Origin of the sequence: Paenibacillus wulumuqiensis (genome assembly GCF_000971965.1) — a bacterium.
GTDB classification, from domain to species: Bacteria; Bacillota; Bacilli; order Paenibacillales; family Paenibacillaceae; genus Saccharibacillus; species Saccharibacillus wulumuqiensis.
Genome location: NZ_LAQP01000017.1, coordinates 1 through 15,467, shown reverse-complemented (window position 1 = coordinate 15,467; position 15,467 = coordinate 1). Strand labels below are relative to the sequence as shown.

The 15,467-nt window shown below is 48.5% G+C and carries 15 protein-coding genes and 1 rRNA gene; all 16 read left to right on the top strand.

Annotation, left to right across the window (positions count from 1 at the left end; translation table 11 throughout):
- Positions 1-7: 7 nt before the first annotated feature.
- Positions 8-1,195 carry a class I SAM-dependent methyltransferase gene (locus WH45_RS19400; RefSeq protein ID WP_046216184.1) on the top strand — a complete coding sequence of 396 codons (1,188 nt, stop codon included), beginning with the start codon at positions 8-10 and terminating at the stop codon, positions 1,193-1,195.
- A gap of 458 nt (positions 1,196-1,653) precedes the next feature.
- Positions 1,654-2,253 (top strand): undecaprenyl phosphate transporter UptA, encoded by a 600-nt coding sequence (locus WH45_RS19395; RefSeq protein WP_046216183.1) that lies wholly within the window; start codon positions 1,654-1,656, stop codon positions 2,251-2,253.
- A 25-nt stretch (positions 2,254-2,278) separates the two neighbouring features.
- Positions 2,279-2,848, top strand: a complete 570-nt coding sequence (locus tag WH45_RS19390) for a thioredoxin family protein (RefSeq protein ID WP_046216086.1) — start codon at positions 2,279-2,281, stop codon at positions 2,846-2,848.
- Positions 2,849-3,490, top strand: coding sequence for an MBL fold metallo-hydrolase (locus tag WH45_RS19385; protein ID WP_046216085.1), 642 nt, complete (start codon positions 2,849-2,851; stop codon positions 3,488-3,490).
- Between the two features lie 304 nt (positions 3,491-3,794).
- Positions 3,795-4,172, top strand: a complete 378-nt coding sequence (locus WH45_RS19380; RefSeq protein ID WP_046216084.1) for a hypothetical protein — start codon at positions 3,795-3,797, stop codon at positions 4,170-4,172.
- Positions 4,173-4,361: 189 nt separating this feature from the next.
- Positions 4,362-4,649, top strand: coding sequence for an Asp-tRNA(Asn)/Glu-tRNA(Gln) amidotransferase subunit GatC (gatC, locus tag WH45_RS19375; protein ID WP_046216083.1), 288 nt, complete (start codon positions 4,362-4,364; stop codon positions 4,647-4,649).
- Positions 4,650-4,698: 49 nt separating this feature from the next.
- Complete coding sequence (gene gatA, locus WH45_RS19370; RefSeq protein ID WP_046216082.1) at positions 4,699-6,156, top strand: Asp-tRNA(Asn)/Glu-tRNA(Gln) amidotransferase subunit GatA; 1,458 nt, start codon at positions 4,699-4,701, stop codon at positions 6,154-6,156.
- Positions 6,157-6,184: 28 nt separating this feature from the next.
- Positions 6,185-7,624, top strand: a complete 1,440-nt coding sequence (gene gatB / locus WH45_RS19365; protein WP_046216081.1) for an Asp-tRNA(Asn)/Glu-tRNA(Gln) amidotransferase subunit GatB — start codon at positions 6,185-6,187, stop codon at positions 7,622-7,624.
- 141 nt (positions 7,625-7,765) lie between these two features.
- On the top strand, positions 7,766-8,239 hold the full coding sequence (locus tag WH45_RS19360; RefSeq protein ID WP_046216080.1) for a GNAT family N-acetyltransferase: 474 nt from the start codon (positions 7,766-7,768) through the stop codon (positions 8,237-8,239).
- A gap of 20 nt (positions 8,240-8,259) precedes the next feature.
- On the top strand, positions 8,260-8,967 hold the full coding sequence (locus tag WH45_RS19355) for an MgtC/SapB family protein (RefSeq protein ID WP_046216079.1): 708 nt from the start codon (positions 8,260-8,262) through the stop codon (positions 8,965-8,967).
- Between the two features lie 89 nt (positions 8,968-9,056).
- Positions 9,057-9,626, top strand: coding sequence for a hypothetical protein (locus WH45_RS19350; RefSeq protein WP_052723869.1), 570 nt, complete (start codon positions 9,057-9,059; stop codon positions 9,624-9,626).
- On the top strand, positions 9,610-11,073 hold the full coding sequence (locus WH45_RS19345) for a DUF4097 family beta strand repeat-containing protein (protein ID WP_052723868.1): 1,464 nt from the start codon (positions 9,610-9,612) through the stop codon (positions 11,071-11,073). The genes WH45_RS19350 and WH45_RS19345 overlap by 17 nt, the downstream gene beginning before the upstream one ends.
- 183 nt (positions 11,074-11,256) lie before the next feature.
- Positions 11,257-11,685, top strand: coding sequence for a Fur family transcriptional regulator (locus tag WH45_RS19340; protein WP_046216078.1), 429 nt, complete (start codon positions 11,257-11,259; stop codon positions 11,683-11,685).
- 86 nt (positions 11,686-11,771) lie between these two features.
- The gene (locus tag WH45_RS19335; protein ID WP_235338427.1) at positions 11,772-13,478 is read left to right on the top strand and encodes a glycosyl hydrolase family 18 protein; all 1,707 of its coding nucleotides are present in this window, start codon (positions 11,772-11,774) and stop codon (positions 13,476-13,478) included.
- A 173-nt stretch (positions 13,479-13,651) separates the two neighbouring features.
- Complete coding sequence (locus WH45_RS19330; RefSeq protein ID WP_046216077.1) at positions 13,652-14,530, top strand: nucleotidyltransferase-like protein; 879 nt, start codon at positions 13,652-13,654, stop codon at positions 14,528-14,530.
- A gap of 770 nt (positions 14,531-15,300) precedes the next feature.
- Positions 15,301-15,467: ribosomal RNA gene (locus WH45_RS19325) — 16S ribosomal RNA — on the top strand; the annotation flags it as partial.

Here is a 15,467-nt window from a genome sequence, read left to right as displayed (position 1 = left end):
GTACATCATGGATTCACTCCAGAAACTGATTCACCAGCTGATCGAGAGCGGTGAACTGATCTCGGCGACGCTCAGTCAGCGCCGCAAACGGGAACCCGATGCATTTAACAAAGTCATCATCAAGCCGGTTGAACTCAAAAAGCAGCTGCACTACCAGTTTGCTTATCATTATAATAACAAAGTCACTCATGAGAACGTGCCCGCTACCGAAGCGGAGCGCCCGCTCATGGAACTGTTCGAGCAATCGATGCGACAGGGACTGCTATGTACGACCGAAGCGGATTATCAGGTGCTGATCAGCAAGAAGTACAAAGTATCCATCCTGACCAAGACCGCGACCAAGACCGAAGCCGATCTCAACCATAACCGCAAAAAGCGCTACATTCTGGACGAAGGCGAGCCGGTTCCATTTCTGGTCGAGCTGGGCATTATGAATGCAGACGGCAAAGTGTTTGCCAAAAAGTACGACAAGTTTCGTCAAATCAACCGTTTCCTGGAGATGGTGCAGGATATACTGCCTTCCCTGCCGGAAGACCGGGAACTGACGATTGTGGACTTTGGCTGCGGCAAGTCGTACCTGACATTTGCCCTGTATCATTATCTGAATATCCAGCAGCGCCGTCCACTGCGTATTGTCGGTCTCGATCTCAAAGCCGACGTTATCCAGCACTGCAGCCAGCTGGCCGAGAAGCTGAATTATGACAAGCTTCTCTTCCTCGTCGGTGATATCGCGGATTATAACGAACTGGATCAGGTAGATATGGTCGTTACCCTGCATGCCTGTGATACGGCAACCGACGCAGCACTGGAAAAAGCGGTGCGCTGGGATGCGTCGGTTATTCTCTCTGTACCATGCTGTCAGCATGAATTGTTCAGCCAGGTGGAGAACGATGCGCTGAGCCCGCTGTTGTCACACGGTATCCTCAAGGAACGCTTCTCTGCGCTGGCTACCGACGCGATTCGTGCCAAGTTACTGGATCTGATGGGCTATCGCACCCAGCTGCTTGAGTTTATCGATATGGAGCATACGCCCAAGAACATTCTGATCCGTGCGGTCAAAGGCTCTGCGGGAGACACTGCGACGATGTGGCAGGAGTACAGCGTATTCCGCAACATGCTGCAGGCCAATCCTTATCTGGAAAATGCCTGCCGCGACCTGCTTCCGCAGGAGCAGACCAGCAAAACGGCACTGTAAAATGCCAACGATGCTGCTGTAGTAAGGCTAATTTTCCTATGCTAGATCTTTTTCAGCCAAACGTGCTGTGTTGGAAAGCAAGCTGTACACTGTTAAAGTTGATCTTTCAGGTCCCATGGAAGTTTTTCCTTGGAACCTGTATCCTTGCCGTGATAATATCTGTATCGACATCACTATCACTATTCAGACTTACTCTACACCGACGGACTGCTTGTTTGGGCAGTCCGTTTTTTATGCTGTACCAAAGCAAACTTCATCCAAGCCAGATAATTTCGGTACTATCTTGATCTGTGTCTGCACAGTCGCATTCACACAACATGTGCGCTTAAAACTAGCCCATGTTCCACCCCTGTGCTAAAATATGTGGGGACATCATGACGGCACAGCGCTTGATTCATTGGGGAATACATAAGCCTGATATAGAGAGACAGGAACGCAACCATACTGAAGGAGGACTGGTGGAGATTATTTCCGATATTATTTCACAACTATTGCACTGGGTAGAACAGCTTGGCTATGCCGGCATTATGCTGGGTCTGATGATTGAGGTTATCCCGAGCGAGATCGTACTGGCCTATGGAGGATTCCTTGTATCCACCGGCAGTATCAATTATTTTGGAGCGGTGGCTTTTGGTACCATCGGTGGGGTGATCGCTCAGCTGTTCATTTACTGGATCGGTCGCTACGGCGGACGTCCTGTTTTGGAAAAGTACGGCAAGTACATCCTGATCAAGAAAAGCCATATTGATCACGCGGAAGAATGGTTTGAGAAGTACGGCACCGGCGTTATTTTCACGGCGCGTTTTATTCCAGTCGTACGCCATGCGATTTCCATTCCGGCAGGCATTACCAAGATGTCGCATGCCCGCTTTATTATTCTGACGACACTGGCGGTTATTCCATGGTCAGCCCTGTTTGTTTATCTGGGTATGGTACTGGGCAGCCAGTGGGAGAACATCGACCAGATCGCCAGCAAGTATACGACGCCAATTCTGATTGTAGCGGTTGTGCTGCTGGCATCCTACTTTTTGGTTAAAAGGAAGATGAAAAAGAAATAAACCCATCCGAAAGGCGGCGGAATTGATGAGCAAGCGCAATCTGGCAGACAAGTGGGAAGTAGCTATCACGCCCGAGCAGTTTATGGAGGGTATGACACAGAACAAGGAAGCGTTCCATGATGGATATACCTTATTCAACTGGACCGATCTGGATGACCATGAATTTTTCAAATTGCTTAATCACCGCGATGATCTGCGTTCCATTATTATTGCGGCAGACTGGTGTGGTGATGTCGTACGCAATATTCCGGTCGTATTCCGTGCTTTTGAAGAAGCGGGCATTCCGACCAGGGTGCTGATTCTCGAAGAACATCAGGATGTGATGGATGAATACCTGACCATGGGCGGACGCTCCGTACCGATTGTGATTATTACCGATACCGGCGGTCACGTGCTGGGACAATGGGGACCGCGTCCGGAACACGTACAGGAGCTGATGGTTGCTTTCCGTGAAGAGAATCCGGATCGCGAAGCACCGGATTACAAGGATAAAATGGCCGAGGTACGCAAGGCCATGCTGGAGCGCTATGGTGAAGGTGCCGCTTCCCATGCGATGGTGATCCGTGAACTGCATGAATTATTATCAGGAGTGTGAATGGCTTTGTTTAAAATAGAGACTTTTTCGCTGGGACCGCTGCAGACGAATGCCTATCTGCTTATCGCGGAAGACAATCAGCGTGCAGTTGTGATCGATCCGGGCATGAACCCCGGTTCACTGATCCGCCGTATTGATACGCTGAAGCTTAGGATTGAAGCCATTTTGCTGACCCATGCCCATTTTGATCATATGGGCGGAGTTCAGGAGATGCGCCAGCACTATAACTGCCCGGTTTATCTGCATGATCTGGAAGCGGAATGGATGACCAATCCACGGCTTAACGGTTCGGCCATGTGGCCGGATGTGACGCCTCCGATCATTGCAGAGCCTGCCGAATATGCTCTGGACAAAGGACAAAAGCTGGAGCTGATCGGTCATACGTTTACGGTGTATCATACACCGGGCCATTCACCGGGCAGCGTCAGCTTCCTTTGCGGAACAGAGCTGTTCTCCGGTGACGTGTTGTTCCGTATGGGGGTAGGACGTACTGACCTGACCGGTGGCAGCGAACGTGATCTGATCGATTCGATTCGTACCGTTCTGTACCGTTTTGCCGATGAGACCAAAGTTTATCCGGGACATGGACCGAGAACAACGATAGGTGCCGAGAAAGCCGGCAATCCTTATGTTCCGGCCTGAGAAACAGGCTTCTGCACGAATATGCATAAAATAGCACAATAACATTTGTCAGCTGCACAGACTGCCTTTTACCAATAATTACTCGCGAATTACCGACAAATCAGACAAGCAGGCCGGATTCCCTTCCAGCCTGCTTGTTTTATTTTGGAAATAAAATGACACCAATCGACCTCTTCAGACGTACTTTATAAAATGCATTTTTTCACAAGGGTATTAAGATGTAATTTTCAGGATAAAAGTGGACACCACTTACTTATTGTAGTAGGATGTACAAATAAGGAGATAAGCTAGGGGGAGATAGACGATGCTGCATCTGGGAGAAAAAGTCGTAGTTGTCACTGATACCTTTGAGCAAAATCTGCCTGTAGGAGATTATGGATATATAATTGCATATGACCGTAACCCTGATAATGCCTTCGATTATGTCATTCGTATTCCTAAAGCAAATCGTAACTTCTTTGTACCGGCTGGCGATATTGAGCCGGAGGAGAAATTGCTGCAGCAGGAAGCTGAACGAGTCGGACGCGAGGCACTGATCGATTATGCTCTGGCAACACACAATGAGAAGTTATTTTTTCAAGTGATGAATGGTGAGGAACTTCCGGTACCTGAAGAACCTTTAACAGATAAAAGTACACAGGCTGATTTCGTCAAACAAATCAATCTGCGTGCTTGGATTTAAAAGAGTCGGCGCTGCCGGCTCTTTTTTTATTGCTGTCGCTTTAACGGATTGAATTGTCCGGGTATGTAACCTATAATGGAAAAAGTTATTTCCCGCCGGGTTCACCCGTCATTTGGACAGGCAGTCATTGATCCATGAATGGCGCACAGTTGGTGGGAGACCGGTACAGGATTGAAGGAGGGTTTATCAATGACCATTAATATTCAGGATGTGGAACATGTAGCCAGACTGGCGCGTCTCGATCTGAATCAAGAAGAGAAAGAAATGTTCACTGCGCAGCTGGATGCTATTCTTAAATATGCGGAAAAGCTGAATGAGCTGGATACGGAAAATGTCGAGCCAACCACCCATGTGCTGCATGTCAGCAATGTAATGCGTGAAGACAAGGTACATGAGAGTCTGCCGATCGAGAAAGTACTGCGCAATGCCCCGGATGATGAAGATGGGCAGTTCAAAGTACCGGCTGTTCTGGAATAGCACCGGGCGGCCCGACCACAAGTAACCCGAATTGAAGGAGGACACGGAAGTGACTTTATTTGACCTCAGTCTGAATGAAATACATAACCGGCTGCATGCCAAAGATCTGGCAGTAACCGATCTTGTAGCACAGGCATTCGAGACGATTAACGAACGTGATGACCGCATCCAGGCATATCTTACACTGGATGAGGAAGCAGCCCAACGCCAAGCGGCTGCACTTGATAAGAAAATAGCCAGCGGCGAAGCACGCGGTCTGCTGTTCGGTCTGCCGGCAGGAATCAAGGACAATATCGTAACCGAAGGACTGCGTACGACCTGTGCCAGTCAATTTTTGCGTAATTATGATCCGATCTATAACGCGACTGTTATGGACAAGCTGCAGCTGGCGGATTCCGTTACGCTCGGCAAACTGAACATGGACGAATTTGCTATGGGCGGTTCCAACGAGAATTCCAGCTTTATGCCGGTACGCAACCCGTGGAATCTGGATCATGTACCCGGTGGTTCAAGCGGCGGTTCCGCAGCGGCAGTGGCAGCGGGTGAAGCGTATTTCACCCTTGGCTCCGACACCGGCGGTTCGATTCGTCAGCCAGCGTCCTATTGCGGCGTAGTTGGACTCAAGCCAACGTATGGTCTTGTATCCCGCTTCGGTCTTGTAGCCTTTGCCTCATCGCTTGACCAGATTGGCCCGATCACCAAAAATGTGGAAGATTCCGCCTACGTTCTGCAGGCAATTGCCGGCTACGATGAGAAAGACTCTACTTCGGCCAAAGTCGATATTCCTGACTATATCAGTGCACTGACAGGCGATATCAAAGGACTGAAAATCGCCGTTCCTTCCGAATATATCGGTGAAGGTGTCGATGCGGCAGTCAAGGAATCGATCATAAGCGCACTCAAAGTGCTGGAAAGTCTCGGCGCCGAGTGGGAAGAAGTCTCTCTTCCTTATACCGAATATGCGGTAGCTACCTATTATCTGCTCGCTTCCTCGGAAGCTTCGTCCAATCTGGCCCGTTTTGACGGTGTTCGTTATGGCGTACGTGCCGAGAACCCGGGCAATCTGCTGGAAATGTATCATCAGTCCCGCAGCGAAGGCTTTGGTCCGGAAGTGAAGCGCCGGATTATGCTGGGAACGTATGCGCTCAGCTCCGGTTATTATGATGCTTATTATCTCAAAGCACAGAAAGTCCGTACATTGATCAAGCAGGACTTTGACAATGTATTTGCCAAATATGACGTTATCGTCGGACCAACAGCACCGACAACCGCATTCAAGCTCGGTTCCCAGGTCAACGATCCGTTAACGATGTACCTGAACGACATTTTGACCATTCCGGTGAGTCTGGCAGGCGTACCCGCGATCAGTGTTCCATGCGGCTTTGTCTCCGGACTGCCTGTCGGCATGCAGATTATCGGCAAAGCCTTTGACGAACAGACGGTTTTGCGTGTGGCGCATGCATTTGAACAGAATACCGATTTCCATCAGCAGCGTCCACAGCTGTAAAACCATGTGAAGAAGGAGGAATCTACCGATGTCTACAGCCAGATATGAAACAGTCGTCGGACTGGAAGTTCACGTTGAACTTCATACCCAATCGAAAATCTTTTGCGGCTGCTCCACCGCATTTGGAGCACCACCCAATACCCATACCTGCCCAGTCTGCCTCGGTCATCCGGGCGTACTGCCGGTACTAAACCGTCAGGCTGTGGAATATGCGATGAAAGCAGCAATGGCACTGAACTGCCAGGTTGCCGACGTGAGCAAGTTTGACCGCAAAAACTACTTTTATCCGGATTCGCCCAAGGCGTATCAGATTTCCCAATTTGATCAGCCGATCGGTGAACACGGATGGATCGATATCGAAGTGAATGGCGAGACCAAGCGCATTGGCATTACCCGTCTGCATCTGGAAGAAGATGCGGGCAAGCTGACCCATACTTCGGGCGGTTATGACTCACTCGTTGACTTTAACCGTGTCGGTACACCGCTGATCGAGATCGTTTCGGAGCCAGAGATTTCTTCCCCGGAAGAAGCCCGCGCCTATCTGGAGAAATTGCGTGCCATCATGCAGTACTGTGATGTATCGGATGTGAAAATGGAAGAAGGATCGCTGCGCTGTGATGCCAATATCAGTCTGCGCCCTGTTGGACAGGCCGAACTGGGCACACGCGCCGAACTGAAAAACATGAACTCTTTCCGCGGCGTACAACGTGGTCTGGAGTATGAAGAGCTACGTCAGGCACAGATTCTGGATGACGGGGAAAAAGTCGTCCAGGAGACCCGCCGCTGGGACGAAACGCTTGGCAAAACGATTTCTATGCGCGGCAAGGAAGAGTCGCATGATTATCGTTATTTCCCGGACCCGGATCTGGTTACCCTTCATATCGATCAGCAGTGGAAAGACCGGGTGCTTGCATCGATTCCGGAGCTGCCGGATGCACGCCAGGCACGCTATACGGCCGAGTACGGACTGGCTGCCTATGATGCAGCAGTTATTACATCGTCCAAACCGCTGGCCGATCTGTTTGAAGAGAGTCTGAACTACACCGGCGATGCCAAGTCTGCAGCCAACTGGATTCAGGGTGAACTGCTCGGTTATCTGAACGCCAACAATCTCGAAGCTTCTGCCGTTCCGCTGACCGGTCAGGCACTTGGCGAGATGATCGGCCTGATTGAAAAAGGAACGATCAGCAACAAAATCGCCAAAACCGTATTCAAGGAAATGCTGCAGTCCGGCAAAAGCCCACAGCAGGTTGTTGAAGAACAGGGTCTGACCCAGATCAGTGACGAAGGTGCGATCAAAGCGATCGTGCAGGAAGTGATCGCTGCCAATCCGCAGTCCGTTGCCGATTATCAGGCAGGCAAAGATAAAGCGATCGGGTTCCTGGTCGGGCAGGTCATGAAGCAGAGCAAAGGCAAAGCCAACCCAGGCATGGTTAACCAGTTGCTGGCCGAATTGCTGCCCCGCTAAATACAGCGTATAATTTAACAGGAATTCACGACATACAGATCACTTAGAGGACATGCCAATCGGGGCATGTCCTTTTTAAAATAACCATAGTCTATCCGATCTGCCATCAGGCTGTCGCTGACTGTAGAGGAGCCGCCAACCATGATACGCCAATGCTCACTGGAAGATGATGATATTGTAAGACAGATCTGGGCGCTGCAGCATATTGCCTACCGAATGGAAGCTCAGTTGATTGGAGTCAAGGAACTTCCGCCGCTTATGGATACTGTAGAGAGTATTCGCCGCTGCGGTGAGACGTTTTATGGGTACTTTAATGAGGAGGAAGAAATTCAGGGCGTAGTGGCTGTAGAGGAGGAGAAGCCGGATACATTGACTGTTTCGCGGATGATGGTGCATCCGGCAGCTTCCGGGCGTGGCATCGCCAGTCAGCTGCTGTCTTATGTGTTTGAACAGTATCCGCAGGTACCGCTTTATATTGTATCTACAGGTACAAAGAATGAGCCGGCGGTCGGTCTGTATCGCAAGCATGGATTTCAGCCGATCGAGTCTTTTGAAGTAGCGCCTGGTGTGGAACTGACGACTTTTCATCGTCATAATCCCGACATCACGAATTAACAGGAGGTGTAATTACAAGTATGGCCAATCCCTGGTTCATTGATAACCTGAGTATTCTGTTCCGCCTGCTGGCTGCGATGCTGATGGGCGGACTGATCGGCTGGGAACGGGAGCGTTCCAGTCATGCGGCCGGCCTGCGCACCCATATACTGGTTTGTGTCGGTTCTGCGCTGATTATGATGCTGTCCGTATACGGATTTGCCGATTTTATCCATGAGACCAATGTGCGTATCGACCCGGCGCGTTTGGCGACGGCGGTCATTTCCGGAATCGGGTTTCTCGGCGCAGGAACCATTCTGTTTACCGGCAAGGCGATTACCGGTCTGACGACTGCGGCTTCACTCTGGGTGGTGGCAGCGATCGGATTGGCAATTGGGGCAGGGTTTTACTTTGCCGCGTTTGTATCCACGCTGCTGGTGCTGCTGAATCTGTGGGTGCTGAATATTGTCGAGCAGCGCTATATTCGCCGCAGCAAAGCGCATTCCATTACCATTGAAGGCATATCAGGTGTACTGACACTTGACCGGGTATCCAAATTTTTGTACGCCGAGAATATTACGATCAAGAGAATCACCTTTCTTAAAGAACGCAGCGGTCATACCCTGTCCTCGGAAACATTGCTTACCGAGCTGCGGATGAATGTGGAGATTCATCATGAGTACAACCCGATGGATATGATCAGCCGTATGCAAAAAATCGAGGGAGTCACTGCAGTCTCCATCGAGTAAAAATTGGACCACTTGTTGATCGGCTGGCAGCCGATTTGCAGAAATCATCGAACATACCTGCTGTCAGCGGTATGGAAGGAGGAATCAACATGGCGAACTCCCCGTCCAGACTCCCGCTTAAGCGCAAATTTATTGCCGTGCTGCTTGCAGCGATTTTACCGGGTTTTGGTCACATTTATCTTGGACTGGCACAGAAAGGCATTCAGTTTATCGCTTTGCTGCTGCTGGATATTACAGCACTCTTTTATTTCACCTCACAGGGTATTCAGATTAACCTGCCGTTCCTGGGTTTGCTGGCCCTGCTGGTACCGGTCATTTACTTTTATAACGTATATGATGTACTGCAATCCACCGATTGGATCAATGAGCATATACGTGCCTTTGTTCCTTTCAAAAAGAAAAACCGGCCGTACGCCGGTCTGCGCGGTATCAGTTTTGGACTGCTGCTTATCCTGGAGGGAGCGATGATCTGTATCCTGCTGCTTCGTCCTTACTGGCTGCGCAATATTGTCAGTTTCTGGGGAGGCTATCTGACCGCATTCGTATGTCTGCTTATTGGCGTACTGCTGCTGGTTTTCCAGGGACTGCGTATCTACCGAGCTCTGCATAAGGGAGCACAGGACAATACAGGAGGTGTGATTCATGCCCACAAAAATTAGAGTTGGCAGAATTACCGCCTCCCTGCTCTGGATCGCAGTCGGCATTCTGGTATTCTTTGATCAGTGGACCAATGGTGGACAGCTGTTATGGCTGCTGAAATGGTGGCCGGTCATCCTTATCGTCTGGGGAGTGGAATACATTATTTTTTATATATTATCCCGCCGGAGACGGTTCAGGCTGCGGATGGATATCAGAGGCATGCTGATTGCTCTGCTGGCAGCAGTATCCATTTTCCTGGTTACCGAGCAGAATCAGTATTTGTATTTATGGAGCCGGGTCAGTCTTGATCTGACAGCAGCTTCAGCAGAATTCAATGAAGCTTCGGGAACGCGTACCGAGCTGGACAATGTCACTGTTCCGATCACGGAAGAGACCGATGAACTGAATGTGGAAGGCATTAACGGCGATCTGATTATTCATTCGGGTAATGTCGATCAGATTCAGATACGTCCGGTCGTATGGGTCGATGAGGTGGAGCGGGAAGAGGCCAAGAGCATTGCCCTGTCTACCAAAATCAATGCTACCGAAGGCCGTGAGATTGATATTCGCCCGGAGACACTTTCTTATGGGGAGTCGAGTAATCGCCAGCCGCGGGTAAATATGGAGATTACCGTGCCGGCCAGCCGTCATTTTGATATCAATGTACAGACGACCAATGGCAAGATTACGATGAGCAATATTGAAGCACTGCGCAGCATTTCGGTTCGCAGTGGCAATGGCGGTCTCGTACTGCGCGATCTGCTGGGTGATGTCAAAGCGCAGACGACCAATGGCAATATGGAGATTACATCGATACTTGGAAATGTCAATGCAGACACCAACCAAGGGACGTTCCGGGCTAATGATATTAGTGGAGCCGCCCGACTGTATACCCAGGTAGGCGATATCTCACTTACCGGAGGACTGGGCGATATTGATGTAAATACCCGCAACGGTAATATTTTTGTTGATGAAGCCAATTTTGAGACACGGGCAGAGACGTTAAATGGAAATATTGAACTTCGGTCCATCAGCATAGGAGGGGACTGGTCTGTCTATAGTGCAGTAGGTGTCATCAATTTGTATCTGCCGGCTACCGGCAACTACGAAATTGCCGGCTCCAACAGCTATGGTACGATCAGAACCGATCTGCCATTGGAAGTGAAAAACAAAACGATCAGCGGAACATTCGGCACCGATGATCATAGGGTTCGCGTAGATGGCAATGGCGATCTGAATGTGCTGCACAATACAGACTCCATTATCAAAGATAACGACCAGCAGCAAATTGCTCCTTCTTCCGGTAATGGAGATGCTGACAGCACATCGCCAGACAATACCGGTACCTCGTCAGAAAATAACGATGCAAGGAGAGCGGCCGATTCGGTACTTTCTCCATCAGCGGATTCACCGGCCGATTCAGACCCATCATCCGTCAACTCGCCTGCAGAATCGGAATCACCGTAATCCATTGTTTTCCGTACTTTTCTGTTCAAGATTTGCCTTGAATAGATTGCTTTGAGCAGCGTTGACAAGCTTCTTCGGCAACCTTTACAATGTGAAGGGCAATAGCTGACCTGCAAGTTCGTATTGATGGATGACAGTCAGACAGGAATTTAATTTGCGTAGTTCAACAAGGCGGTGGACCAGATGACAACACGTGTTCAACATGCACTCGAGCAGCTAAAGACCAGTGGAGTACGGATTACACCACAGCGTCATGCCATACTCGCCTATTTGCTAGAGTCCATGGAGCACCCGACCGCTGATGAGATTTACCGTTCACTGGAACCGCGGTTTCCCAGCATGAGTGTTGCGACGGTGTATAATAATTTGAAAATGTTTATTGAAGCAGGCATGGTTCGTGAACTGACATATGGAGATAGTTCCAGCCGTTTTGACGCGAACGTAACCGAGCATTATCATATTATTTGTGAGCAATGCGGCAAAATTGAAGATTTTAATTACCCTTCACTTCGGGAAGTAGAAAATCAGGCAGAACAGCATACAGGCTTTCAGATTTCCGGTCACCGGATGGAATTGTATGGAATTTGCACCGATTGCAGAGATCTAAAGTAAGGTTAATTCCAGCAGCACGGGATCAGGATATCCTGTGCTGCTTTTTTATTAGAATCAGACGACACAACTACATACAGGAGGCTGTATTGAGCAGACAGAAGCGAGCACGTGCGAACAGAAGTCGTAGAGTCAGACGTTGGTGGATCGTATGGATACTCCTTATAGCAGTAACAGCAGCTATTTATATTTTTATTCCGAACCCGTTTCATGAAGATCCGGATTGGAAAGGAATCGATAAGCCAATCTTTGTCAAAGGCGAGCTGATGAGTTATTCGGCGCAGGGAACAGGAGATTCGCTGCAGCTTCCTTTACCCGTACTTCAGCAAGAGGTAGATCCCAATATTCGGTATGAACAAGCTACCCGGTCGATTATTTTGACATCCAGCAATAATATTATGCATCTCCAGCAGGGCAGTACCGCCGCAGAGCTTAATATGAAGCCGCTCCAGCTTCGTGTCGCTCCCGAGCAGCAGGATGTGCTGTATATTCCCCTTGCTCCGCTCAAGCAGATCTATCATATCGATGTACATGAAGATCCCGATACCGGAGCTGTGATTCTGATGCGTGCAGGAGATCGAATTCAATATGCCACTGCCTCCGCGGAAAATAGCAGCAGGACGCTTCCACTTCGCAGTGAAGCCAGCCTTCACGCACCGATATATACAGATGTACCGGATGGAGCGCATTTGAGAATATGGCAGACCGGCGAAGAGTGGGTACAGGTACAACTCGATAACGGAATCACCGGTTATATGCAGCGCAGCCAAATCCGAATGGGCGAATTGGCCACCATACCCGTTCCCAACATTCCGGATAACCGTGTACAGACCGAATGGAAGGGCAAAAAGGTTAATCTGACCTGGGAGGCTATATATGAGAAGCGGCGTGATCCGCATACCATCGGTGAACTGCCGGGGGTGAATGTAATAAGTCCTACCTGGTTTGAGATTATCGATGGCTCTGGAAATGTACGAAGCAAAGCAGATATGGAATACGTGAACTGGGCCCATCATCGCGGAATTGAAGTCTGGGCACTGCTCAGTAATGGATTCAATGCAGACCGCACGACAGAAGCCCTCTCCAGTTACGAGAACCGGCGGCATATTATTACACAAATGATAGAGTATGCCCGGGTATACCAGTTGGATGGCATCAATATCGACTTTGAGAGTGTGCATACATCAGATGGTCCCAATGTTACTCAGTTTATCCGTGAACTGAAGCCGCTGGCAGCTCGGCATAGCCTGGTATTGTCGATGGATGTGACACCCAAATCAAATAGCGAGCTCTGGTCCAAATTCCTGGATCGGGAATCCCTGGCGCCTTCGCTCGATTATATGATGGTCATGGCCTACGATGAACACTGGGCAGCCAGCCCAATAGCAGGTTCCGTCGCTTCATTGGATTGGACGGAGAAAGCCATGAGACGTGTCTTGGAAGAAGACGAAGTACCGGCTGACAAGTTGATACTGGGTATTCCCCTGTATACCCGGATATGGACCGAGAAATCCGAGAATGGAGCCACCAAAGTCTCTTCCAAAGCAGTCGGCATGGAAAGCATTGCCAAACTGCTGACCGAGAAAAAACTAAAACCACGTTTGGATCAAGCATCAGGCCAAAACTATGTCGAGTACAAGGAAAAAGGCGCTACGTACAAAATCTGGATTGAGGATGAAGTATCACTCGCAGCCAGAGTAGAGCTCGCCCGTAAACTCCAGCTGGGAGGAATTGCTTCGTGGACCCGCAGCCTCGGAGATGAACATGCCTGGGATATCCTATCTACGTTTAAGTAAAAAATAGCACACAGAAAAAGACCGAATACGCATTTTGCGTATCTGGTCTTTTTTTGACGAATAGGAAAAATTAATGCACCCAGGCAGGAAAGGTATTCCAAAATGTAGAAGTTAACCCTTAAGTCAAAAGAATCCAAAATATATTAACCCCCGGGCAGATAAGGGAGGATCATGTGGAATTAACCAATCTTTCGTTTCTGAATGAAAGCTTCAATAACCATAAAGTAGTCGGAGCGGTAGCATGCAAAAGCAAAGGCAGTCAATTTAACGGTTCACTGCTGCATGATTTTGAAGTATTGATCATTGTTGTCTGTCGTCAGGATCATGAGGAAGAAATCATAGAACATCGTATGGATATTTCCAATACCCATATTCAGGTCATTTATATAGATCGCGAACTGATGGAAAATTACGCGGTTGCCGGCCAGCAGCGACGTATCGTCGAGCAGTTTATCAAGGGAGAAGTTATCTGGGATACCGATGGTGAAGTAGAGAGGATGAGAAGCCAACTTAAAGAGATGGCAGGTCATCTGGCGGAACGTCGTATTTTCAGAGAATTCAGCCTGTTCCTCACTTTGTATGTGGAAGCGCGTTATCATATGCAGAACAAGCAGACAATGGATGCCTACAACTGTATATTTCAGGCACTTCAGCATTGGGCGAAGCTCGAACTATGCGAAAAAGGAATCTACCCCGAATCAGCTGTCTGGGAACAGGTACAAAAGCAAAAGCTCGATGTCTATAAGCTGTATGAGCAGCTGGCCTTCAGTATGGAGACAATGGACCAGAGAGTGGAGCTGGTTCTGCTGGCTTGTGAATTCTCCGTTATGTCCAAAATGCAAGAATGCTCGGCTGTGCTGTTCCGAGTACTCCGCAGCAGAAAGCAACCGTGGAGCATCGAAGAGCTAATCCAGCATCCCGAACTCAGTCATGTCGGCAATGCCCTATCCACAGTAGTACGCAAGCTCGTATACCGATCCCTGATCGGCGAGACCGTAACCTGGACACCCCAACCTGGCGGCGAAAGAGAAATCCGTTACTGGATCAGTTAATTCCTAGGCCAGAAAGTTACGGTATAGCCCGCACAACTCATAACCAAGCCAATATACGAGTAACTAATGACAGAATAACTAAATACGCAAATAATTAATGAGAAAACAACCCAAGAAAATAACAAAAAAAGAAATGACTGAACAAAATCATTAAATAGGGCAAGTGCACTATAATGTTACGATAATATCATGTATGAAATTAAAACAATTAAAGTCCAATATAATCTTGCCACAGTACAAACAAATCATCAAAATGAACAAAACAAGCAGTCATAGAACTGCTTGGACAGCACTATAATAAAATGCTAAATAAATAGTTGACGACTCTCAGGAAAATATGATAAATTATAAAACGTTCCGCTTGTGGAATAAACTACTCAGCAATGAGTAAGGTCAGCATCTTACTTTCAGCAAAATGATTTAAGTTATCTTATAAAATGATTTAAATCATCTTTCGAAAAAAAGTGTTGACAAAAAAAAGAATGCATGATACATTATAAGAGTTGTCGCGAACGAGTGACGATGAAAAGAAAACTATCATGAGATAGCATTTGGCGGGTAACTAAAACAAGAAAAACTTCTTGAAAAAAAAGTGCTTGCTAAATAAAAAGGAACATGATATGATATAAGAGTTGCTGCGAGAGACGCAGCGGCAACAAAAAAAGAATTTGATCTTTGAAAACTGAACAACGAGTGAGTGAAGAACTTCGGTTCTTCAAATATAGAGAACAGCAATGTTCTCGTCAGCAACGAATGAGCAAGTCAAACACTTTATGGAGAGTTTGATCCTGGCTCAGGACGAACGCTGGCGGCGTGCCTAATACATGCAAGTCGAGCGGAGTTGATAGGAAGCTTGCTTCCTTGAGACTTAGCGGCGGACGGGTGAGTAACACGTAGGCAACCTGCCCCTCAGACTGGGATAACTACCGGAAACGGT